Below are 22256 nucleotides of genomic sequence, written 5' to 3' on the forward strand. Positions count from 1 at the left end.
AATGCAGAATAAAAAAGCTGAAATAAGATTAAAATTAATTAAGGTCACTCAAAACTCAAATGAGTTCTATATTGGAAAGATGAAAGCAACAGACTTAATCAGAATATCAACTATTCATTGGAGAGACAGTGGAGAAAGTAAAGAAAATAAGTATCTTGATGAAGTAAGGCAAAAACTAAATGTTGTAGAGTCCGAGAACGGTATTCAAAGGATTATACAGAAAAAACGGCTTAAAGAAATTGCGGAATATTTAGCAAGTGAGAATGGACTATTACCAAATAGTATTATTGTTTCTTTAAATAACAAGTGGATTAATGACGATATAGAAGATAACTTCCAAACAAATGGGTTTGAAGCAATTGAACTTGATGAAGATCTAATTGAACTTAGAGTTTTAGACCCAGATTTAGTAGATGCATTTATCGTAGATGGACAGCATCGACTTGCTTCATTTGGTTATACAGACGACTTAGCTGTCATGAATAATTATGAATTAGTTGTAACCATCTTTTTAGATCTTGAAATTCCTATACAAGCAGAAATCTTTAGTATAATTAATGGGAAGCAAAGACCAGTTAACAAGTCGCTATTGTATGATTTGAGTGCGTTTAAGGATGATGAGTATAATGAAATAAAAAGGTGTCATTCAATAGTTAAATGGTTAGATAACAATACTATTTCTCCATTTTATAATGAAGTTAAAATGTTAGGTACAGGGGTAGGCTCTATTTCCCAGTCAGCCTTTATTGATGAATTAGTTAGGTATGTGAAAGAAAGAACTTCTAACAAACAGAGGTCATTTTTAAGAGATAAGGGAGAAAAAGAGATTATCCAGATTATACTCAGTTATTTTAAAGCTGTTGAGGAAGTTTTTAATAAGCAATGGAATGATAAAGAGTATGTTCTGAAAAAAACTACTGGTTTTGGGGCGCTTATGAAATTGATGTATTATATCTACATGCTTCTATATGTTAAAGGTCAAGAATTTAAGAGAAGCAATATAAAAAATGTTTTTCAAGCAATTGACCCAGAAATCTTTTCTGTGAAGAAAATTGGTAAGGGCGGAAGTCAAGGCGTCCAAGTCCAGTTATATAAAGAAATGGTAAATGTAATAGTGGGAAATGATGAAGCGATAAAAAAATTAGAAAATCAATTTAAGAAGAAGTTCTTATGATAAAGGAAATTGCAATTACTCTTAAGTTAATCACAAACTTGATTTTGGTTTCATTTTGACCCCGAACAAGATACTTGAATTTATATAAGAGAAATCAAAAGCCCGATGTTGTCGGACTTTTGATAAATTAGATTTGTTTCTAGTTACTTCATAAACTTTAGTGGATAAAACTTTAGCATTATAGCCCCCTTGGCTATACGTTTGTTTATTATTGTAAGTATTCGTGCCGAACTCGTGCCGATTTCATGCCGAAATGAATTTACTTTGCATTATATTCCATTTTTAGAAAACAGGTTAAACCCTTGATATAGAGCCATTTCTTTATAAGCCATTTCAAACTATTTTAGGCACGATTAATCAAGTTCGAGATGGAAGGGTCAATTGGGTAATAAATAAAAAAAACCTTTGTATATCAAGGGTTTGAATGATTTTCATAGTGAGACAAATTTGTATCGTGCTAAATTTGTGCCAACTTGGTGGCGTGCCAAGTTTGTGCCAAGTAAAATTACCTTTTAGTGTAGGAGGCGAACTTTTGAAGTTCGTCTTCTTCTATTTTTTCAGTAATATCAAGATAAGTATCCGCTGTTGTTTTGATGGTTTTATGCCCTAAGCGATTTGATACATATTTAAGGCTTGCGCCTGATTCAAGTAGCAGAACTGAATTATTATTTCTAAAGCTGTGGGTGCCTTAATAATCAACACTGGCTTTTTTGCAGTAATCTTGCATGGTTTCACGGATAGTATAAGGTGTTAAAGCGAAAGAAGATTTTTAATAATAAAAAAACACTGACAGAACTCCTTCGTTTGTCAATGTTTTTTATAACTGCTCGACTTTTTTTAAAAAAATCTTTTTCTTTGGTTTCCATGATCAAGTACCTTCTAAAACATTAAATACTAAATTTCCACAAACAAAAGAATCAAAACCACCTATCATAAAATAATAGGTTACTCCAGCTGTGGCAGTAAAAATGACTCTAGAGGTTAAATCTGGGGAAGCATCATCATTACAGACTATGAATTGCAAATTATCACAGGTTCCTGTAAAAACAGATAGAACGGTATCATAATCACTCCCTGCTGTATTAGCGTTAATCTGCATATCCACCGCAGGTGTATAAGAATACCATACAGAAAAATAGTCACCTCTGTTATCTTCAAAACAAGGACTGTTATAATCGAGTGTAGCATTACAGGTATTGATTGTATTTGAAAATGGAAGAGTAGTAATCGCAGTAGCTGAAGTACATAGATCATTTGGAGGCGGAATTGGACCTAATCCCATATAAATCACCTCTTTCTTTAAAGAATTATATTAATATATGACTCAATAAATTTAATTGTATGGGTATAAATTTATCCAAGAGGGCATTCACTTTAAAAATCCATACATGTCCTTGATCAACAACCCTTGACACAATTCCGCAATCTGCCTTAATTAACAACTTTCATCGATCTTCGTCACCCAGTGCAGAATCATTATGGACGAATTCTAATCTTAAAAAGGTTAAACCTTTGATGTAGAGCCATTTATTTATAAACAACCTCAAACTATTTTAGGCAAAATTATTCAAATTCGAAATTGAAGGTTCGATCGGTTAAGACGAATATCGTAAATTAAAAAATGTTTAAATAATAAAAAAAGACTCAAAGATTGTTATTTAGCAATGCTTTGAGTCTTTTTTTGTTTTCATGAAATAACAAATGTTACCAAATCGAGGGAAGTATTACAAAAAGAGACCAAATTAGAAAAACAATCCAGTTTACATGTAGGGGTATGGGTATTATAATTCGAGTAAATAGATAAAACCAACTTGAACTACTAAAAAGGGGGAGGAAAAGAAATATGTTCAGTTCTAAAAAGAAAAGACCATTTCTTTCATTTATCACGGTGCTGGCTCTTTTGCTGTTGACATTTGGAGGATCTGTAAGCGCTTACCCTGGGTCAGGCCAAGGTAAAGGGGAACCTCATGACATTGATCTTATTGATGCAGTTGCTGATTACATGGATATCGTTAGTGATGGGGCATTAGTGAATCCACTGTTTGATAATCCAGAAACATTTATGGGGGAAACAGCAACCTTTGGGCAATCCTGTCTTACTTGCCATGGGGGATCAGATGGGGCACAGTCACCAAACCAAAAATATCATGAACAAATAACGTACGAATTAATTCGTGTATCAGATGGTGAAAATATGGTTCAACCTGATGGTACGCTACTGTTTGAACTAGATCCAAATGGAGGCGTTACAAAATATAAGCTGATAGTAGGGCTTTCAGAGGATGTATACGACGGTGGTCATGAAGATGACCGTGCACTTGCAGGCTGGCATTTTAGCTTGCCAACAGGGGTACAAATGGACCTACCTTATTGTATGCACATTTTAGGTCCAGGACTAAGTAAAATTTATAACGGTAATTCAAATAAAGTATTTAGTGATATTAATGTTGCAGCACACCCAAGCTTTGAAGGTGGTAAAGGAATTTTACAAATTATTTCTGGGACACAAAATGCTAATCCACATGATATGAAAACGTACGGAACTCTCCTAGTTGACTATCAAATGGTAGAAGGCACTCCTGTAGAAATTGAAGGTTCTTTTGCAGAGCTACCAAAAGCAACAGTCGCAAGTGATATGGTTGCTATTCTAGATAACGTAGGAGATAGTAATGAGGCGGTTGCGACTATGGGAGTAGGTGTTCAAACAGGTGAAACGTCACCAGTTGATAAGATCTGGGAACCAGGAATGATCTTCTATTCTATCATTCTTGTCATCATTGTCGGTCTACTTTTATTCGGTATAACACGAAAAAATGAATTAAGATAAGCATGAAAAAAGAGAGGGTTGCCTGTAAGCTACGTGCAGCACCTCTCTTTTTGTGTTTATTTATAATAGTTAATGAAATATCCATTCAAGAAGGTAGTTGTTTTATTGTGGACAATGCTTAAAGCATAGTATGATTAAACCATATAAAATCTTTAGAATGATATTGAGGGAATGCCATGATTTACATAGGTTTAACAGGTTGGGGGGATCACGATGATCTATATGAGGGAACCAAAGATAAGCTGCGCACGTATAGTAGCCATTTTCCAGTCGTCGAGGTCGATTCTTCATTTTACGCGATTCAACCTGTTCGAAATTATGAAAAGTGGATACGAGAAACGCCAGCCTCTTTTCAGTTTGTCGTAAAGGCATACCAAGGAATGACAGGGCATCAGCGTGGAGACATTCCGTTCCAATCGAAAGAGGAAATGTTTGAAGCTTTTCGTGAATCGGTCCAGCCGTTAGTTCGGGAAAAACGATTAGCAATGGTTTTGTGTCAGTTTCCTCCTTGGTTTGATTGCCGAAAAGAAAATGTTCAGTATTTACGATATGTTAAAATGCAGCTTCAAAACCTCCCAGTAGCGCTAGAATTCCGTCATCAATCTTGGTTCACTTCAGATATGAAGGAGAAAACTATCACGTTTATGAAGGAGGAACAATGGATCCACAGTGTGTGCGATGAACCACAGGCGGGCACTGGTAGTGTTCCGATTGTTCTAGAAGCGACTGATGAGGAAAAGACGCTGATTCGTTTCCATGGACGTAATTACTATGGTTGGCGTGATCCTGGGGATGGTAATTGGCGCGATGTTCGTTATTTATATAATTACAATGATGAAGAGCTAGGTGAATGGGCGGCAAGAGTTCGACAGCTGGAAAAAACTACAAAAGATATTTATATTCTTTTTAACAATAATTCAGGTGGCGACGCTGCTGAAAATGCCAAGCGCTTTCAAGCGATGCTCGGCATTGAATACGAAGGTCTTGCACCTAGACAATTAACATTATTTGATGAATAATCTTCATAGAGACTATTAGTGCTTATAAGCATCAAGAAAAATAGAATAGAGCAACATAAGGAAGTTGGGAAAACGTATGGAATGGTTAGTGTTAGTAATTTTAGGCCTCATTGCTGGAACGTTAGGTAGTTTAATGGGGTTAGGTGGAGGAATTATTGTTGTTCCTGCTTTGATGGTTCTTAGCGGTTACATCGGTATTTTAGCTGGAATTACTCCACAAGTTGCAGTAGGGACGTCATTACTAATTATGATATTTACGGGGATGTCATCTACGCTCGCTTATATCAAACAGAAAAAAGTAGATTATGTCAGCGGTTCAATCTTTTTGACGGGGAGTATTCCTGGGGCTTTGTTTGGGGTTTATTTAAATAAAGGAATAGAAGTATCTAGTTTTCTTATTTATTTCGGACTCTTTATTGTGATTGTCTCATTTATTTTAATGATTAGAAAGTATCTAAAGCCAATAAAAGTAGGGAAAAAAGGGATAAAGCGAGAATATATTAATGATCTAGGTGAAACGATCCAATACGGATTTAGTCCTTGGCTTGCGATTCCGATCGCATTTGTTGTTGGGATGTTTTCTGGTCTATTTGGAATTGGCGGCGGTTCACTCATGGTTCCTGCGATGATCTTACTCTTCGGTTTTCCACCTCATATGGCTGTAGCAACCTCGATGTTCATGATTTTCTTTTCAGCCATTTCTAGTTCAATCTCTCATATTGCGTTAGGTAATGTAGATTGGCTGTACGCGATCGCGTTAATTCCAGGAGCATGGTTTGGGGGGAAATTAGGAGCAGCGATTGGTCAACGGTTAAAGAGCGATACACTTGTTATGTTTTTACGGATCTTCTTAGTAATCATTGGTGCTCGGTTAATTTGGCAAGGGTTCATGGGAGGATAATTTCATGTCCGCATGTCTATAGATGATGTGAACAAAGCCGAAGATTTAAACTAATAAGCATGAAAAAAGCGATCAAATTTAATTTGATGATAAATTGATCAAAGAGACACTAGACAGATAAAAGGAGGCTTTAGGATGTCTTCTGAGCAAACTTTGTTTATCTACCATACAAATGATATTCATAGTCATTTTGAGCATTGGCCAAAAATTGTAGAGTTTATTAAAAAGCAACGAAGCTTACATGAAAGAAAGCATGAAGATATGCTTTATTTTGATATCGGTGATCACGCCGATCGATGTCATCCAATGACAGAAGCAACAGACGGTAAAGGAAACGTTGAGTTGCTTAATGATATAGGGGTTCAAGCAGTAACAATAGGAAATAATGAAGGGCTTACATTTTCAAAACAGACTTTGAATCAATTGTATGAGGCTGCGCAATTTCCTGTATTAGTAGGAAACTTGCTAGACGAAAGTGAAGAGGTTCCACCTTGGGCGAAGCCCTATCATTACATACAAATAGAGAATGGCATGAAGGTTGGTGTTATTGGTATGACGGCACCGTTCTTTCCATTTTATGAAAAACTTGGCTGGAGCATTATTGACCCGTTTGAAATATTACCTAATCTTGTAGCAAAAGTCCGCCTGGAGGCAGACTTTGTCATTTTGCTATCGCATCTCGGTTTTCCTGCTGATGAGGAAATTGCGGAGCATATTGAAGGTATTGATGTAATTTTAGGAGCTCATACACATCATGTGCTTCAGTCAGGCAAAAATGTGAAAGGAACTTTGATCGGACAAGCTGGAAAGTTCGGCTTTCATGTGGGACAAATAAAACTAGTCATTGATACAGAAACAAAAGAAATTATTGAATTTGAAATGGCAGCAATTGAAACGCAAACGATGCCACAGTCGGAACAAACGATCTGTTTATTAAAACGCCTCGAACAAGAACAACAGGAAATTATGAATAAAGAGGTTGTCGTTTTAGGCGAGGATTTGCCAGTAAAATGGTTTGAGCCATCAGAAGGTCCAGAACTTTTAGCAGAGGGCTTAAAAGAATGGTGCAACACAAATATAAGCATGGTTAATTCAGGTGTACTTCTTGATGGTCTTCAAAAAGGGGTGACTACAAGAGGGGACATTCATCGCATTTGTCCTCATCCGATAAATCCGTGTATTGTTACCTTGCGTGGTGATCGACTAAAAGAAACGATCTTGCATGCCTTTACAGATCGAATGCAACGCCTTGAACTAAAAGGCTTTGGCTTTCGTGGTGAAGTTTTAGGGAGAATGGCGTTTTCAGGAATTGAAGTGAAAACAAAAATGTTAGCGGATGATGTTGAGCGTGTCGAGAGTATTTTAATTGAGGGGCAGCCGATTGATTTAAAGAAGGAGTATCAGCTGGCGACATTAGATATGTTCACTTTTGGTAAGTTGTACCCAGCGATTGCGGAAAGTACTACAAAAGTATTTTTTATGCCAGAGCTGCTTCGTGATGTTTTCGTGTGGAAATTACAGCAAAATAGGTAATCGTCCAACCTTTGCACTTTTTTGTTCGTTTTTCATATTGTATAGCGAGGATAGTTAAATGTCTCATGCTAATCGAAAAACGGAGGAGTGATTACTGTGCTTGAAATGAACCCAATTTCAATCGAGGGTCATACCTTCATTGCTGTTACACTTAAGCTTCCAAAAACAAACTTTATGGCAGTCATGAGTGATAAAGGATACATCATGTGTGGCGCACTAGACGTGGCATTATTAAACGAAAAATTAAAAGAACGTAAAATAATTGCAGGTCGCGCTGTTGGTGTTCGTACGATAGAACAACTACTAGAGGCTCCACTCGAATCTGTTACATTAGAAGCAGAGGAAATCGGTGTAAAAGCAGGAATGAAAGGTAGCGACGCATTGTTAAAAATGCTTTAAACAAGTCAAAAAGGTACCTTATTTTCCAATAAAACAAAAGAGACTAACGCATAAGTTAGTCTCTTTTGCCTGTTCTGATTTTTTAACATGACAAATCTAATATGTTGAAATTGTAAGTCTAATAGAGTATTTCCATAAAAAATATACCTAATGAACTGCAAAACCTGTTGGAAGAAGCAAAGTCTTGTTGTCTATAGGGTTAACAACTTGTATGATAAAGAATTAGGTAAAACATTTTACTAAAAATGTTTTAGAGTTATATTCAATCGACTTTGGTTCAATAATGCGGACAAACTCATAAGGTAGTCAATCTTTTTGTTAACGGTCCAATGATATAAAGCAACAATTTATAGATTGAGCCTTTTTTAGATAATTAGGTAATAGAAATCCGAAAATGTAAAACCTGTAAACAGGAGAAAATAATATAAAAAGGGGTTGCGTGTAAGTTGAGTACGAATGAAAATAACTATCTTCAGCTGTGTAAGCATGTTCTTGAGAATGGAATTAAAAAGGAAGATCGGACGGGAACAGGAACGATTTCTATATTTGGTTATCAAATGCGCTTCGACCTAAAGGAAGGTTTTCCGTTATTAACAACGAAACGTGTTCCTTTTCGACTCATTGCCAGTGAGTTGTTATGGTTTATAAAAGGAGATACAAATATCCGCTATTTATTAAAACATAATAATAACATTTGGAATGAATGGGCGTTTGAACGTTGGATTAAGAGTGAAGAATACGAAGGTCCTAATATGGATAACTTCGGTTTACGTTCACAGCAGGACGAGGAGTTCCAAGTCCAATATGAAGAACAGTTAGAACAATTTAAGAACCGAATTTTAACGGATGACGGGTTCGCTGAAAAGTTCGGTGATTTAGGACAAGTCTACGGGAAACAGTGGCGCGATTGGCAAACGTCTTCGGGAGAAACTCTCGATCAGTTATCTGATGTTATTGAAACAATCAAGAAAAACCCTTCTTCAAGACGTTTAATCGTTTCGGCTTGGAATCCAGAGGATGTTCCATCTATGGCCTTACCGCCGTGTCATACATTGTTTCAATTTTACGTATTAGATGGAAAATTATCATGCCAGCTCTATCAAAGAAGTGGTGATATTTTCCTCGGTATTCCATTTAATATCGCAAGCTACGCTTTGCTTACACATTTAATCGCTCACGAGTGTGGTTTAGAAGTCGGTGAATTTATTCATACATTAGGCGATGCACATATTTACTTAAATCATCTGGAGCAAGTAGAAACACAGTTAAGTAGAGAACCTAAACCTTTACCGAAACTCGCCCTAAACGAAAACGTGAAGTCTGTCTTTGATTTTGAGATGGAGGATATTTCGATCGAGGGTTACGATCCACATCCGACTATTAAAGCTCCTGTAGCGGTTTAAGGAGAAGGTTGGATATTAACTATTAGAAAAAAGCATTATCATAAGGCGCCTGGGCCATCAAACATCATAGAAAATTGTGTATGAATGCTATTGCTGGCCCTCCAGCACTTGTCGCCGAAAAGCAGGCACCTTTCGCTTTTCCTGTCTAGTTCCAGCGACCAGCGTCTAGTGGACTTCGCTCTCCTCCTTACGATAAGTCAACATCGGCTCACTGACGATCGCCGTGTATCCTTTATCTCATACGGAGAGGCTCCAGTCCCTACGCCGCTAACCGGTCGCTTCCACTTTTCTATTGTCTAGCTGCAGGTGCCATCGGCTCGAGGTTGCTTCGGTCCATCCAACGTGTCCAAAGGGCAGGACACTAATGGTTGGCCCTCCAGCACTTGTCGCCGATAAGCAGGCACCTTTCGCTTTTCTACACCCAGGGTTATAATAGTCGTTGAGTATTTTTTGTATTAAGAAAGGGGCTGTGTTCGTTGATTTCATTTCTAGTTGCCATGGATAATAACCGTGTGATCGGTAAAGATAACGATTTGCCATGGAGTCTTCCTGCTGATTTGGCTTATTTTAAAAAAGTGACGATGGGACATCCCATTATTATGGGGAGAAAAACATATGAGTCGATCGGACGTCCATTACCAGGCCGAGAAAATATTATCATTACGCGCAATCAGGAATATTCAGCTGACGGTTGTACGGTAATGCATTCACTTGATGATGTAAAGAAGTTTGTAGATCACAGCAACAAAGAAACGTTTATTATCGGTGGAGCTGAAATTTTTAAAGAGGCATTTCCAATCGCAGATAAGCTTTATATTACTCATATTGATGAAGAGTTTGATGGTGATACATACTTTCCTGCTTTTGATGAAAAAGAGTGGAAGGAAGTTTCTAGGGAAAAGGGTATAAAAGATGAAAAAAACCCTTACGATTATTATTTTACGGTTTATGAAAGGGAATAAACTTTTTAATAAATCGTGAAAACATCTGTCTCTAAAGTGGAATTCTCGATAACCATTGGTCATAATTTTGCTCGTCCATACAGAAATTTGGGCTTTTCTCACAAAATTAAGGTCAAGGCCGTCCCCCTTTTGCATATATTTCTTGCAAAGGGGGTTTTTGGAGTGGTTCGTTTTAGACAGCGTGGGGTGTGGAAAGGCCCTCTCCTAAAGCAAAAAAAAGGGAATAGAAGTAGGAAAGGTCCGCTTCCATTTCGGTATGTTCTGTTATTATCTTTTGTTATTTTTATTGTTCTCACTGCACAAGGGCTCTGGCTAGTAGAGAAAGGTATTCGGCCAACGCTTATTCATATTGCCAAGACGGAAACGCAAGTATTAGGTACAGAGGCCATTAATGACGCCATTTCTAAAAAGATTGCCGAGCAGTTAGATATGGATGAGTTACTCATTATTGAAAAGGATCGGAATGGGGATATCGCCTCCATCACCTTTAACTCAGCTATTGCTACTCGTGTTCAAGCCGAAGCTACACAGCGAGTACAACGATATTTGCGCTTGATGGAACAAGGCAGAGTACATGAGTTAGTTCTTCCAGATGGTGTTGAAGTAGATTTTAACGAAGAAGTTTATACCCAAGACGGGATAATCTATACGATTCCCTTAGGTCAAGCGACAAACAATGCTTTACTGGCTCATTTAGGTCCTCAAATTCCTATTCGTTTCACAGCGATTGGGGATGTAAAGGCAAACATGAGGCATCAGGTAGAAAATACAGGCATCAATAATACAATGCTATCTCTATACTTGGATCTGCAAGTCGATGTTAAAATTGTTATTCCTTTTGCAACGGATATGGAAGTTGTTAAGACATCGATTCCGATTGGGATGACGTTAATTCCAGGAAAAGTTCCAGAATATTATAATGTGGGCGGCACGGGGCCAGCACCTACTTTTATTAGAGAATCCGACATTCAGGATGCTGTAAGAGATAATTAACTTTGTGATGATCTGAAAGATGACTCCAGTTGACTCTTATTGAAAAGGCTCTTTTCTTAAAGATTGTTGCTCAAAGTATGGGAAAAAAGTTAGTGTTAACTCTTGTCGAAAGTAGCAGAAATTACATTTGGCGTTTTTCTAGAAGAATGCTATACTATAGCGTGGTTCATGGGTTTTTAGGAAAAGTGAATAGTTACACCTCATCAAGAAATGGTGAGGTAGAGGCGCGAGTTTCAATAGTAATCAGTAGGAGGATGACAACTGTGAGTATTGATGAAAGGGGAACTTGCCGAAGTGAGAGTACTCGTCCAACGTACTCTTGCTGGGGTTGCATTGAATAGGTGCAACACTGTCACAGCTTGCTGTGGAGAACTACTTTAGTTGATGAGGAGCCAATAGATGCTTCTTTAGGAGGCTTACTCTAAGATAATAGAGTCGTCGCTTCAACTATCGTTGAGGTGAAATGACACTTAAGAGTAAGCCTCTTTTTGGTTCTTATTCTTTTTAAGGTACAAGAAAATATGAGGAGGTAAAAAGATGGAAACATCGATATTATCATTAATTCCTCCAGTCCTAGCGCTAGTCTTGGTTATTTTAACTAGACGTGTATTAATTTCGCTAGGGGCAGGGATTATTGTCGGTGCTTTATTGCTTAATGGGTTTGATCCAATAAGCTCTATAGCGCAAATTTTTGGGATTGTAGCAGCCATTTTCTATGTTGATGGGGCGATTAACGATTGGGAACTCTATATTATCTTTTTCTTATTATTACTAGGAATGCTCGCTTCATTAATAGCTTTATCAGGTGGTAGTCGTGCGTTTGGTGAATGGGCGCTTAAACGTGTAAAAACAAGAGTAGGTGCTCAATTAGTAACTGTTGTGTTAGGTATTATCATTTTCATTGATGATTATTTTAATAGTTTAACAGTTGGAAATGTGAGCCGTCCTTTAACAGATCGACACCGTATTTCACGTTCAAAATTAGCGTATCTCGTAGATTCAACAGCGGCTCCAATGTGTGTAATTTCACCAATTTCTAGTTGGGGAGCTTATATCATTGCGATCATCGGCGGAATCCTAATGACACATAGTGTGACTCAATATCAGGCACTTCAGGCATTTTTAATTATTGTTCCTATGAACTATTATGCTTTATTTGCAGTTTTACTTGTACTTGCGGTAGCTTGGTTTAAGCTTGATTTCGGTGCGATGAAAAAACACGAAATGTTAGCTATTGAAACAGGAGAAGTTGTCGATAAAGCAAAAGGAACGCCTCCAGGTGAAAACATGGATATTCAGCCTGTTGATAATGGGAAAGTACGCGATTTAGTATTACCGATTATCACTTTAATTGTAGGAACAATTTTCTTTATGATTACGACAGGTATTCAAGGAACAGAAGGAACAGCAACGCTTCTTGAAATTTTTGAAAATACCGATGTAGCTGCTGCTCTCGTTTATGGAGGATTACTCGGATTAGCGGCCGCTGTTATATTAACATTAACGAAAAAAGTACCAGCGAAAGACTTTGGCTTTGGCTTGTGGGCAGGAATTAAATCGATGCTTCCTGCAATTTATATTTTAATTTTTGCATGGACGATCATTGAAATTATCGGTGATCTTGGTACGGGGGCGTATTTAGCATCATTAATTGATGGAAATATTCCAGTTGCTCTGTTACCAGTCATTATTTTTATTGTTGCTGGAGCTATGGCTTTTTCTACAGGTACATCTTGGGGAACGTTTGGTATGCTTTTACCAATTGCAGGAGATATTGCAGCAACATTAGATATTACGATGTTACTTCCGATGCTAGCAGCGGTATTAGCGGGCGCGATTTTTGGTGATCACTGTTCACCGATTTCTGATACGACGATTCTCTCGTCTACTGGGGCTGGTAGCCATCATATTGACCACGTAATTACACAGCTGCCTTACGCTTTAATCGTTGCAGTCATATCAATCATCGGCTTCCTAATATTAGGGATTACTGGAAGTATGCTAGTTGGTTTTATTGCATCATTTGTAGCGTTTATCGTAACTGTTATCGTTTTAAAGAGAGTAGTATAACGATTGAAAAAATAGAGGCTAACTTTAGTCTCTATTTTTTTCGATTAATTTCGACAAAGGTATTTACAAAGTAGGACAAACTTATTATAATAAAATAACAAATTATCTGAAAATTAGTACTAGAAAGGGGAAAGAACTGTAGAATTCGTAGTAGGTTTTAAAGAATGCTAATGGATTCGTTCCGATTAAATATTCATAATATTTTTAAAAATATTATTTTTTGCTAGACTATCTTAGAGAAAGTAGAATATACTTGCTATTAAGAGAAAGAAAATTTAGAAAACTGTCATGTAGAGAAAGGGGTTATGGAAATGAACGGACGTGAACAATGGGGCACACGTGCTGGATTTATTCTAGCAGCAGTCGGTTCAGCAGTAGGTTTAGGTAACATTTGGCGTTTCCCTTATGTTGCGTATGAAAATGGAGGCGGGGCATTCTTCTTCCCATATTTATTCGCACTATTAACGGCAGGGATCCCACTATTAATTATGGAGTTCACGATGGGACATAAGTATCGTGGTTCGGCGCCATTATCTTATGCAAGAATGAACAAGAAAACAGAATGGATTGGCTGGTGGCAAGTAGGGATTTCATTTGTTATCGCAACCTACTACGCAGTTATTATTGCATGGGCGATGGCTTACGCTTATTTCGCAATCGGACAGCGTTGGGGTGAAGACACAGGTGGTTTCTTATTCGGAGAGTATCTCCAACTAGCTGAAGTTCCTGGTCAAATTGGAAGTCTAGTACCTTCAGTATTTTTCCCATTAATTATCGTATGGGTGATTACATTAGGTGTTTTATTTAAAGGTGTTAAAAAGGGTATCGAGGTTGCAAACCGAATTTTTATTCCTGCACTTGTAGTTTTATTCTTAATTATCGTTATCCGTGCTTTAACTTTAGAAGGGGCAGCTGTTGGGCTTGACGCGTTCTTTAAACCTAATTGGAGCGAAATTATGACTCCGAGCGTATGGGTAGCAGCTTATGGTCAAGTATTCTTCAGTTTATCCATTGCATTTGCAATTATGATCACATATTCAAGTTATTTAGGAAAGAAATCTGATATCACAAACAATGCTTTTATTACAGGTTTCAGTAACTCAAGTTTTGAAGTATTAGCTGGTATTGGTGTATTTGCTGCATTAGGTTTCATGGCGACTCAAGCTGGTGTACCTTTAAACGAAGTAGCAGCAGCGGGTATTGGTTTAGCATTCGTTGTATTCCCGCAAATCATTAATACGTTCCCAGCACTTAACGGCCTGTTTGGTTTCTTGTTCTTTGCTTGTTTAGTATTAGCTGGTTTATCATCATTAATTTCAATCGTGCAAACATTTGTTGCAGGTATCCAAGATAAATTTAAAGTTTCTCGTGGTAAAGCAGTAATGTTTGGTGGAGGTCTTTCAGCTTTAATCTCTGTTCTTTTCGCAACACAAGGTGGATTATTCTTCTTAGATGCTGCAGACCACTTTATTAACACGTTTGGTGTAGCACTTTCAGGACTTGTTTCAGTTGTTACTGTTTCTTGGTTCGTTAAGAAGCTTCCAGAGCTTCAAAGCCATGCAAACTCTGTATCGGATATCCGCTTAGGATTATGGTGGAAAATTTGCTTAGGAGTTATTACTCCAATCGTTTTAGGCTATATGGCTATTCAAAATCTTATCGGTAACATTCAAGAAAACTATGAGGGATATGCAACGTCATTCTTACTTTACTCAGGATGGGGAGTTGCGATTGGAGCAATCATAATCGGATTTATCTTCTCTGCCATCAAATGGGGCCAAAATGACTTAGAAATTCCTAAAGAAAAAGGAGCTGAACTATAATGAGTGCTAGTGCAATTACAATGATGATTATCGGGATCGCAATCGTTTGGGGCGGCTTAGCTTTAAGTATTTTAAACGCAGTAAGAGTTGCGAAAAGCAATAAATAAAAAGAGTAATAAAGAGAAAGCACTCTGATTTTGATCAGAGTGCTTTTTCTTTTTAAGGGAAGTTTTTTGGATAGAACAGAGCTTGCTCGTGCTCGAAAGGACCGTTACGTGCCTTCGAGAAGGAAGAATTTAGGAGAATGCAGTCACGAAAGATCATTACCTCTTTTAGCCCCTCGTTCATAACTACAATCAATCCGTTGTTACCCAAAAAAAGGGCTACGACTCTAATTTAAGTTCATAGCCCTTTAATCCACAGAATAAAGTTTATTTATAGACGTTAAAAATCACTTAGCTCTAGCGCTTTTTACGTCTAGCCGCTCTTTCTTGTTTCTCCCAAGATCTAAGGGATGGGTAGGGATCAAATGACCATTCGGTAATCCCGTTATCCCGATACATTCCATAGTGAAGGTGGGGTGGGAATTTACCTTGTGTTCCTGGTTTTCCGTAGCCAGAGCTTCCAACATATCCAATCACTTGGCCTGGCTCTACAACTGTACCAGGATCAATCCCTTTTTCGAATCCACTTAAATGAGCATAGTAATGGTAAACATTATTTAAATCACGGATACCAATTCGCCAGCCACCGTATTTATTCCATCCTTTTAATTCAACGATACCGTATGTCGTTGAACGGACAGGCACGTTGTAATTAGCAAAAATATCAGTTCCCTCATGAATTCTTCGACCACCCCAGCCGCGACGGTCCCCCCAAGTACTACGGTAGCTGTAGTTATGGTTTAAAGGAACTGGGAAGGCATTTTTCGTTAACTCAAGTGTTCCGAATTTCTCATAAATTTGGGCATGTCCCGCAATGATATTTACCGATTGATCACGATTGTAATGTTCCCATAGGGCAATTTTAAAATCTTCAAAATTAAATCCGTACGTTTCTAAATGTTTTGCCATCGTGTATAGGACATCTTCATCGTCTTCTCTGTCTGCAACACCATCTCCATTACCATCGAGGCCTTTTCCGCCGAATAAGCTTATGGATAGGGGGTTGGTGTCTTCTGGATTAGGGTTTAATGGACCAGCCCATTCTTCAGCTGAAAAGTAAATACCAATAGCTCCTTTTTCTTCAAGGCGGTCTCGTCTAGCTTTTCGTAAACCACGTTCATACGTATCAACAGCCGCTAAATAATTCCAAGGAATATTAGTTAACGTTTCAACCTTCTTATACAAGTCCATTCTTCGTTCATATTTTGATTCGGTTTTCTGTTCTCCTAATACAGTGTAGGGTTGGAATGCAGCAAACAGAAAAGGAATAACTGCAAAAATGATTGCATACTTTTTTAGCATTATGTTATTCTCCTTTCTAGTGGGTTTAACTGGCGATTTTCTCTTTAAGTTCATAATGTTAGTTTGTAATTTATTTGGAATATAATATGAGTTAATTATTGGTAATCAAACAAGGTATTTGTGAGTATCAGGCAAAACGTGATACATTAGTATAATAAAATAAATAGTTGGAGTGAAATGTTCCATGGCTAAAAAAGAAGAACATATTCGTAAACCAGATTGGTTGAAAATAAAATTAAACACGAACGAAACCTATACAGGTTTAAAGAAAATGATGCGTGAAAATAATTTACATACGGTCTGTGAAGAAGCACGTTGTCCAAACATACATGAATGCTGGGCGGAGCGTAAAACAGCTACGTTTATGATTTTAGGTGATGTATGTACACGAGCATGTCGTTTCTGTGCAGTAAAAACAGGACTTCCTACTGAATTAGACTTGCAAGAACCTGAACGTGTGGCTGACTCTGTACAACTTATGGGCTTGAAACACGCTGTAATCACAGCAGTAGCACGTGATGATTTAAAAGATGGTGGAGCAGCTGTGTTTGCTGAAACGGTTCGAGCGGTTCGCAGGAAAAATCCGTTTACTACAATTGAAGTTCTTCCGTCTGACATGATGGGCGTATATGAAAACGTCAAAACGTTAATGGATGCGCGACCAAATATTTTAAACCATAATATTGAGACAGTAAAACGTCTAACGCCAAGAGTTCGTGCACGTGCAACGTATGAACGCTCACTTGAATTTTTAAAAAGAGCAAAAGAATTACACCCAGATATCCCTACAAAATCAAGCTTAATGATAGGGCTTGGTGAGACAAAAGAAGAAATCATTGAAACGATGGATGACTTAAGGGCACATGACGTAGATATCATGACGATTGGTCAATATCTACAGCCGACGAAAAAGCATTTAAAAGTAGTAAAGTACTATCATCCAGATGAATTTAAAGAGCTACGTGAGATTGCTATGTCTAAAGGTTTCAGCCATTGTGAAGCTGGTCCGCTAGTAAGATCGTCTTATCATGCCGATGAACAAGTAAATGAAGCACAAGTTCATATGGAAGCTTCGAAAGTGATTGAAAAAGACGCAAACTAACTTCCAAGTTAGCTGTTAATCAAGCTCCCCATAACAGCCAGGCATTTTACATTGCCTGGCTGTTTATTTTTGGGAGAGCAGAGAGAAATCTCGCTTTACGTATTGCTATTGAATTTTTCGCTCACTGTTAAGATGTCTCTGTGCCTTCATCTTCTGGCATATCCTTGTCGCGCTCTAAAGGATAAGGTGCTTCATATTGTCTTTCTCTGTCTCCACCTTCCTGTAATCGTTCAAGGTTAGGGAAGATCGGGTTCATATCCATAATTTGTTGCTCTAACAGCTCATCGACTCGCGGTGTTAAGCTGCTTAATCCACCAAAACGTTCAATGTCTTCCATCATTTCTGGATTATCCGTAACATAGACGTCTAAGTATCGTGGAGCCATTGATTGCGCTGTTACTTTTACTTGCAGGGCAACATCTTCCCGGTTTTCTTCAGCATCCGCTTTATAAGCTACAAGAATGTATTTATCAGTAACAAGAGTTCCACACTCTTCAACTTGTGGGAGATAAACTGCCATTTTACTGATTGCATCAGCAAGTAGGTCACGGTCTATATAGGCAGCATCGGGCTGACGATGTTGACGTTGTTCCTGGGCTTTTTGATGACGGACAAACCCAAACTCTGCATGCTCGGGGTTTTGCACGGCATTTCTTTCTGAATGAAGAATACCAGCACCACCACCACTTGGGTTATATTGTGTATGCCTTGCTTGCATATTTGGAGCTTCATTTCCCATCATCGTCTGACAACCAGCAGTTAAAAGCATTGAAGAAAGCACACAAGCAGTGATCATTTTCTTTTTCATACGACGACCCTCCTTCTGATATTCGTAAGATTTAGTACTTTGCAAAACCAAAGTCCAAAAATGAATGTTGAAAGATCTCCTTTATAGGTTGAGCGAGTCTTGACTTTTTTAATGAATGAAAATTATGGTTAATATGGCAGTGACGATTAAAAATCAGACAAACGATGTTGATCTAGTACAAATTAAAAAAGAGAGGACTAGGATCGAAAATTAGTCTAAGCGTAAGTAAGCGCCCCGTCTGGTTCAACTAACATACAGCTAAACGAAAACACGCTGTATGAAGTTTTACTTTATGGTAAAATAAAATGACTGACTGATATAAAAGAGGTGGGATCTTTATGGTTCGAGTACAAGGCTTGAGCTTCGAGGTTATAGAAGATGTACGAAACGGTTGGAATGAAGAAGAGTTTGTTGAACGTTATAGTGACGTCTTAAATAAATATGACTATATTGTAGGAGACTGGGGCTATAGTCAGCTTCGCCTAAGAGGCTTTTTTGAGGATAATAATAAAAAATCGAATTACGATAACAAGATCAGTACCCTTTCGGAGTACTTGTACGAATATTGTAATTTCGGTTGTCCTTATTTTGTTTTAAAAAGAGTAAAAGAGGGACGAAAAAATTAAGAGAGTACAGGTAGGATCATTTTACTGCTACTGATAAAATGAGACGTTGGATTGAAAAAATTGTCCCGTATTGGATCATAAATCGTAGTTCGGATCATAAATCGCCGACTTCGGATTATAAAACGAAAATTAGGATCATAAACGGCCAACTTCGGATCATAAAATGAAAATTAGGATCATAAATCGTCGACTTTGGATCATAAAACGAAAATCAGTACCAAAAATTATGAACTTATAGCTTATAATGGACTCAGTATCAATAAGTACATATTAATTAGAAGTATAAAAACAGTGAGGGAGACGTCTCCTCACTGTTTTGCTGTTTATTTACTCGTATAGGGTGGTTCTTCGTTTTTATCTGGATCATCGTGCGTTGGATGAGCACCTGGGAATTGACGTGGTAAGTTTTGATGCAGTGATTTAAATTCATAGTTAAACGCACTATAACTACGTTGGCCTTCACGCCAAGGGGTACTTTTTCCTAATGGACGATTAATTGGTGAACCATAAGGGCCTTCAGGCAACGGTTCAGGTAAGATAAAGTTACGCTGTGTTTCTACGTTAGAGAAATCCGTATAGGAAGCCTCTGTCGCTTGTTCTTTATCTTTACGCTGTGGGTGTTGTTCATCCATAATAAAACCACCTCCTATGGGTTAATATGCCCGAAGAAGGTGGTTTTTAGCCTTAGAGAAGATATTCAAAAGTCCGGGAAAAATAGCTTGGGGATTTCTGCGTTGTCTTGCTTCTGCGTTGCTCACGTATTAAAGCATACGCTGCGCTACTCGCAGCTGCGCCGCCTTGAACTCCTTGGCTCTTTTTGTCCTCCTTTTGAACTTCAATTCAACTGTGCTGTTGAATTGAAAATGACCGTATTGCCAAATGTTGCTTATGATTACATCATTTCTTGTAGAAATGAACGAAGCTCTTCCGCATCTTCATCACTAAGCTTATATACATGCTCCAAGTAGCCTGGTTCATCTAAATCGTCTTGACCGATAATCGCGAATCGGTTCGATTGCATGTCTAAGACAAGCTGTTTACCATAATGACGTGTGGTTTTCACGATAGCAAGATCGAAACGTTGGTTATCGCCCATAAAGCTTACATAGCGCGTTTTCGTTGTTTCTTCCTCATCATATAAGAAAAAACGTTCTGACATTTTTTATCACCTCTATGAATTATGCATTTGTAAATGTGGCTTATATTCTAAATGATGGTGTGCCTTAATATAACGAACCGTTTTTGTTTTCGCACGCATCACAATCGAATCAGTTTCAACTAAGTCCCCACCTAAAAAGCGGACACCTTGTAGTAATTCTCCAGAAGATACACCAGTTGCCGCGAAAATCGCATCGTCCCCACGCACGAGGTCATCAAGCGTTAAAATCTGATGGGGGTCTTCAAGTCCCATTCGTTTACAGCGCTCAAACTCCGCCTCATCCTGTGGTTTAAGGCGCGCTTGCATGTCCCCGCCAAGCGCTTTAATTGCAGCGGCTGAAATAACCCCTTCCGGAGCTCCGCCAATACCTACGAATAAATCAATACCCGTATGTGGTAATGCCGTAGCAATTGAAGCACCAACATCGCCATCACCAAACAGTTTAACACGTGCGCCTTTTTGACGAACTCTTTCAATTAGTTCAGCATGACGTTCTCGTTCTTGAATGATTACGGTTACATCATGAATTCGTTTGTTCGTCATTTTTGCAATAATATCGATCGTTTTTTCAATTGGGTCATCGATACGAACAAGACCTGCAGCTTTAGGACCCACAGCGATTTTTTCCATATACATATCAGGTGCATGTAGAAGAGTTCCTTTATCTGCCACAGCGATAACAGCCATCGCATTAGGATGCCCTTTAGCAACAATGCTTGTTCCCTCAAGAGGATCAACAGCAATATCTACTTCGGGACCATTCCCACTACCGACCTTTTCACCTATATAAAGCATTGGTGCTTCATCTAATTCACCTTCACCAATGACAACTTCTCCCTTACAATTGACGGAATCAAACATGGCACGCATGGCAGTTGTTGCCGCATCGTCTGCTTCATTTTTCTTCCCACGACCAAGCCATTGTGCGGATGCAAGAGCAGCTGCTTCTGTTACTCGGACGATCTCTAGTGCAAGTTCACGATCCAATGTATTCTCCTCCAGTTCTAAAGCTCTTTATATGTTATGTCATGTTTAATCATAACAAAATCATCAATAATAAGGAAATAGTATGGAACAAATATCGAGAAAAATAAATCAATGTCTAGGTTATTTAGGGATTATGTTATACTAATGATATGGAAATGAGCTATCTATCAGGTAAAGAGATACGTTAGTTTTTCTTCAACAATCCATGACGAAATCGATGAAAACTGTTACTATTATAAAAAATAAAAAAATAAGAACATCGGGTGATGGAAAATGTATTTTGTAGACCGTGAAAAGATTGAAAATACGTTAAATCATATTGAGTTATTGCTGAACAGGTACAGAGGCCAAGCAACATGGGAAACCGAGATAGAGAAGTTGGCGTTAGAAAGAATTGGTCATAATTTGATCGAATCGATCATCGACGTAGGCAATGCGATGATTGATGGTTTTATCATGCGAGACCCAGGAAGTTATGAGGATATTATTGATATTCTAGAAGACGAGAAAGTGGTCGAGCCGACTATCGCAGAACAGCTAAGACATGTAATTCGTTTCCGAAAGCCACTTGTACAAGCTTATGTAACCGTTGATCATAGTCAATTACTTAACATTTTAGAAAATAATGTTTCAGCAGTTGAAGCTTTTCCAGGGGCGGTACGTGGTTATCTTGAATCAGAACTAGGACCAGTTTCAGCATTTCTTCCTAAAGATTAGACAAACTGACATAGAAAATTAGGCATTGAAACTGAATAGGATAAAGGGGGCTAATCACAAGCTGATTAATCCTTTTTCTAATGAATGCAAACTAGGGCGATGTTGTACAAGGCATCGCTTTTTTATTTTAGTTGGCATGGCCAAATAGTAAAGTAAATGATACTTATAGAAAAGGTAGAAAACGTACACTAATGACCAATCAAGTGAAAAAGTATGTTATCGTTAATACCTAGTTAATACATAAGGGAATTTGAGGAGGACGATATGCTTACTATTTTCATGGTTATTCTTTTAATCGTGTGTATATGGGAATTTTCTAAATTAAGAAACCAAAATAAGAAAATAAT

Annotated in this window: 21 protein-coding genes and 1 riboswitch; of the genes, 15 read left to right on the forward strand and 6 right to left on the reverse strand. The window is 38.0% G+C overall.

Annotation, left to right across the window (positions count from 1 at the left end):
- Window position 1 precedes the first annotated feature (1 nt).
- On the forward strand, window positions 2-1174 hold the full coding sequence (locus tag GKP30_RS18810; protein WP_216831015.1) for a DGQHR domain-containing protein: 1173 nt from the start codon (window positions 2-4) through the stop codon (window positions 1172-1174).
- Between the two features lie 868 nt (window positions 1175-2042).
- Here GKP30_RS18810 and GKP30_RS18815 read toward each other — a convergent pair.
- Window positions 2043-2456, reverse strand: a complete 414-nt coding sequence (locus GKP30_RS18815) for a hypothetical protein (RefSeq protein WP_216831016.1) — start codon at window positions 2454-2456, stop codon at window positions 2043-2045.
- A 561-nt stretch (window positions 2457-3017) separates the two neighbouring features.
- On the opposite strand from GKP30_RS18815, the gene GKP30_RS18820 reads away from it, so the two are divergent.
- From GKP30_RS18820 to GKP30_RS18870, 11 genes are all read left to right on the forward strand, one after another.
- Complete coding sequence (locus GKP30_RS18820) at window positions 3018-4001, forward strand: hypothetical protein (protein ID WP_216831017.1); 984 nt, start codon at window positions 3018-3020, stop codon at window positions 3999-4001.
- A 176-nt stretch (window positions 4002-4177) separates the two neighbouring features.
- Window positions 4178-5020, forward strand: coding sequence for a DUF72 domain-containing protein (locus GKP30_RS18825; protein WP_216831018.1), 843 nt, complete (start codon window positions 4178-4180; stop codon window positions 5018-5020).
- 76 nt (window positions 5021-5096) lie between these two features.
- On the forward strand, window positions 5097-5921 hold the full coding sequence (locus GKP30_RS18830; protein ID WP_216831019.1) for a sulfite exporter TauE/SafE family protein: 825 nt from the start codon (window positions 5097-5099) through the stop codon (window positions 5919-5921).
- Window positions 5922-6056: 135 nt separating this feature from the next.
- A complete protein-coding gene (locus tag GKP30_RS18835; RefSeq protein WP_216831020.1) occupies window positions 6057-7454 on the forward strand; it encodes a bifunctional metallophosphatase/5'-nucleotidase in 1398 nt (465 codons plus the stop codon).
- A 96-nt stretch (window positions 7455-7550) separates the two neighbouring features.
- The gene (locus GKP30_RS18840; RefSeq protein WP_216831021.1) at window positions 7551-7853 is read left to right on the forward strand and encodes a YunC family protein; all 303 of its coding nucleotides are present in this window, start codon (window positions 7551-7553) and stop codon (window positions 7851-7853) included.
- 446 nt (window positions 7854-8299) lie between these two features.
- Window positions 8300-9256 carry a thymidylate synthase gene (locus GKP30_RS18845; RefSeq protein ID WP_216831022.1) on the forward strand — a complete coding sequence of 319 codons (957 nt, stop codon included), beginning with the start codon at window positions 8300-8302 and terminating at the stop codon, window positions 9254-9256.
- A gap of 476 nt (window positions 9257-9732) precedes the next feature.
- Window positions 9733-10218 (forward strand): dihydrofolate reductase, encoded by a 486-nt coding sequence (locus GKP30_RS18850; RefSeq protein ID WP_216831023.1) that lies wholly within the window; start codon window positions 9733-9735, stop codon window positions 10216-10218.
- Window positions 10219-10380: 162 nt separating this feature from the next.
- Window positions 10381-11211: a sporulation protein YunB gene (gene yunB / locus GKP30_RS18855; protein ID WP_328703183.1), complete on the forward strand. Its 831-nt coding sequence runs from the start codon at window positions 10381-10383 to the stop codon at window positions 11209-11211.
- A 211-nt stretch (window positions 11212-11422) separates the two neighbouring features.
- Window positions 11423-11594: riboswitch (Lysine riboswitch) on the forward strand.
- A 154-nt stretch (window positions 11595-11748) separates the two neighbouring features.
- Entirely contained in the window at window positions 11749-13281 is a 1533-nt protein-coding gene (locus GKP30_RS18860) for a Na+/H+ antiporter NhaC family protein (RefSeq protein ID WP_216831024.1), read from the forward strand.
- 311 nt (window positions 13282-13592) lie between these two features.
- A complete protein-coding gene (locus tag GKP30_RS18865) occupies window positions 13593-15104 on the forward strand; it encodes a sodium-dependent transporter (RefSeq protein ID WP_216831025.1) in 1512 nt (503 codons plus the stop codon).
- Entirely contained in the window at window positions 15104-15211 is a 108-nt protein-coding gene (locus GKP30_RS18870; RefSeq protein WP_216831026.1) for a methionine/alanine import family NSS transporter small subunit, read from the forward strand. The genes GKP30_RS18865 and GKP30_RS18870 overlap by 1 nt, the downstream gene beginning before the upstream one ends.
- A gap of 294 nt (window positions 15212-15505) precedes the next feature.
- Here GKP30_RS18870 and GKP30_RS18875 read toward each other — a convergent pair whose 3' ends face one another.
- On the reverse strand, window positions 15506-16510 hold the full coding sequence (locus GKP30_RS18875; RefSeq protein ID WP_216831027.1) for a M23 family metallopeptidase: 1005 nt from the start codon (window positions 16508-16510) through the stop codon (window positions 15506-15508).
- Window positions 16511-16694: 184 nt separating this feature from the next.
- Between GKP30_RS18875 and lipA the strand changes: the two genes are divergently transcribed.
- Complete coding sequence (gene lipA / locus GKP30_RS18880) at window positions 16695-17612, forward strand: lipoyl synthase (protein ID WP_216831028.1); 918 nt, start codon at window positions 16695-16697, stop codon at window positions 17610-17612.
- 127 nt (window positions 17613-17739) lie between these two features.
- On the opposite strand, the gene GKP30_RS18885 is transcribed toward lipA, so the two are convergent.
- Window positions 17740-18420 (reverse strand): YhcN/YlaJ family sporulation lipoprotein, encoded by a 681-nt coding sequence (locus tag GKP30_RS18885; protein ID WP_216831029.1) that lies wholly within the window; start codon window positions 18418-18420, stop codon window positions 17740-17742.
- A 338-nt stretch (window positions 18421-18758) separates the two neighbouring features.
- On the opposite strand from GKP30_RS18885, the gene GKP30_RS18890 reads away from it, so the two are divergent.
- A complete protein-coding gene (locus GKP30_RS18890; RefSeq protein WP_216831030.1) occupies window positions 18759-19046 on the forward strand; it encodes a YutD family protein in 288 nt (95 codons plus the stop codon).
- Between the two features lie 323 nt (window positions 19047-19369).
- Here the strand turns inward: GKP30_RS18890 and GKP30_RS18895 are convergent, their stop codons facing one another.
- The 3 genes from GKP30_RS18895 to glpX all read right to left on the reverse strand — a co-directional run bounded on the left by GKP30_RS18895 (window position 19370) and on the right by glpX (window position 21192).
- Window positions 19370-19678 carry a cytosolic protein gene (locus GKP30_RS18895; protein WP_216831031.1) on the reverse strand — a complete coding sequence of 103 codons (309 nt, stop codon included), beginning with the start codon at window positions 19676-19678 and terminating at the stop codon, window positions 19370-19372.
- Between the two features lie 260 nt (window positions 19679-19938).
- Window positions 19939-20205 carry a DUF3055 domain-containing protein gene (locus tag GKP30_RS18900; protein WP_216831032.1) on the reverse strand — a complete coding sequence of 89 codons (267 nt, stop codon included), beginning with the start codon at window positions 20203-20205 and terminating at the stop codon, window positions 19939-19941.
- Window positions 20206-20217: 12 nt separating this feature from the next.
- The gene (glpX, locus tag GKP30_RS18905; protein ID WP_216831033.1) at window positions 20218-21192 is read right to left on the reverse strand and encodes a class II fructose-bisphosphatase; all 975 of its coding nucleotides are present in this window, start codon (window positions 21190-21192) and stop codon (window positions 20218-20220) included.
- Between the two features lie 273 nt (window positions 21193-21465).
- On the opposite strand from glpX, the gene GKP30_RS18910 reads away from it, so the two are divergent.
- Window positions 21466-21909 (forward strand): DUF86 domain-containing protein, encoded by a 444-nt coding sequence (locus GKP30_RS18910; protein ID WP_216831034.1) that lies wholly within the window; start codon window positions 21466-21468, stop codon window positions 21907-21909.
- Window positions 21910-22256: the final 347 nt, after the last annotated feature.

This window comes from Alkalihalobacterium elongatum, assembly GCF_019024285.1.
Taxonomy (GTDB): domain Bacteria; phylum Bacillota; class Bacilli; order Bacillales; family Bacillaceae_F; genus Alkalihalobacterium; species Alkalihalobacterium elongatum.